Source organism: Rhodoblastus acidophilus, assembly GCF_025961575.1.
Classification (GTDB): domain Bacteria; phylum Pseudomonadota; class Alphaproteobacteria; order Rhizobiales; family Beijerinckiaceae; genus Rhodoblastus; species Rhodoblastus acidophilus_C.
Window position 1 is genome coordinate 1 of record NZ_JAOQNX010000074.1, and the last position, 1,482, is coordinate 1,482.

General features: G+C 62.6%; 1 protein-coding gene. It reads right to left on the reverse strand.

Annotated elements, in window-relative coordinates; translation table 11 throughout:
• Nucleotides 1–29 precede the first annotated feature (29 nt).
• Complete coding sequence (locus M2320_RS23175; protein ID WP_264599326.1) at nucleotides 30–1,388, reverse strand: IS4 family transposase; 1,359 nt, start codon at nucleotides 1,386–1,388, stop codon at nucleotides 30–32.
• Nucleotides 1,389–1,482: the final 94 nt, after the last annotated feature.

The window sequence follows — 1,482 nt, forward strand, 5'->3', positions numbered from 1 at the left end:
CTTCCTTCTCCGCTTGCGGGCTACGGGATTCACGCAAGTGATTTGCATTTTGCAATCTCGTAGCCCTGGAGCATGTCCATGAGCCTTCGCATGCCCTGGGCCATGGTTTTGGACCCGGGTGGCTTGTAATAGCAATGCCACCCTCCCAAACGCGCGACGATCCACGCGAGCCATGGCAATGATCCCACGTCATGCGGGTTTTTCTGGCGCGCGGTCTTGCCTTCCAGCGATGCGCCAATGTCCTTGGCGGGAGCAATCCATTGATCGTCGAGAATGTCGCTCGCTGGTCGTGGCCCGCCGTCGCGCGCATCTGTGAGCTGGATGATCCGCGCGGCGGCGCCAAGCGCCATCGCAGCCAGATTGAACAGGCGCGAAGCTTCGCAAATCTGGCTTTTCTCCAACCCAAGCCCGTCCGTCTTCAGCATGCGAAACACTTGTTCGATGCGCCAGCGCAAGCGGTAGAAGTTGATCGCGTCGCGCGCCTCATCGGCCGTCGTCACCGCCATTGTGGTCAGCAACCGCCACAGCAGTGGGGTCTTTGACGCGGTCGCCTCACATTCGCGCGCGACGATGAGCGTGAGGTCCAACTGTTTTGGAGCCTGATCCGCGCGCAAGGTCTTCGGCCGCGCGACGCTCACCCGCCCGAACGCAACCGCCACGCGCGCGATGCGGCCCTTGTCGCCGGGGCCTCGTGGGGCGACTTTGACGTCCATTTCGCAAACCGGCGCGAAAGCGTCGCCGGTCTCATACAGCATGCCCCCGCCAACGATCCGGCGATTGGCGCGCGCCCGCACGACCAGATCAACCTTCTGCAGATCAACGTCTTGCGTCTTGCCGGCGAACACTTCGTAGATATCGCTCTCGCGGTCGCCGACCACAATGACGCTGGCGTCGCTGAGAACGCGCGCGGCCGTCCGGGCGCCGTCCAGCCAGCGATGCGACTCCTTCTCCTCCAGCAATCGCTTCTGACGCGGCCCGACCTTTTCCATGCCGCGCGTCCAAATCCGCGCGCCGACAACGCCCAGCAAGACCTCGTCGTCCGCATCGACGGCCACAACCGGATGGATGAAGAAGCCCAGGCTTTTTCCGTCTCCGGCGAGGCCAAGTCCTCGGCGTTTGCGATCGGCGCCCGAAAAGTTGATTTCCGTGGTGTCTTGCGCGGCGACAATCCTGCGGCCGCGGCAGGCCCGCGCGGTGAGCCGGGCCATATCCGACAAGATCGCCTCGGGCGTCACGGCCCGCGATCCAAAAAAACGGTGCGTCGCAACCTCGTCGGCGCGATTTGCCGCAAAAGTGCGAACCACGACAGACCGGTGGCTGACCATTCCGGCCAAGATCTCGGCTCCGCGCCGGGGAATCCGAATGTCGCCATGATATCTCAAAGACATGCTCAGCCTCCATCAATGAAAGCCAAGCTCAGGGAATCAGGTCTCTGACAAAAAGGGAATCACTTTCGTGAATGCCGTAGCCTTGCGGGAGAAG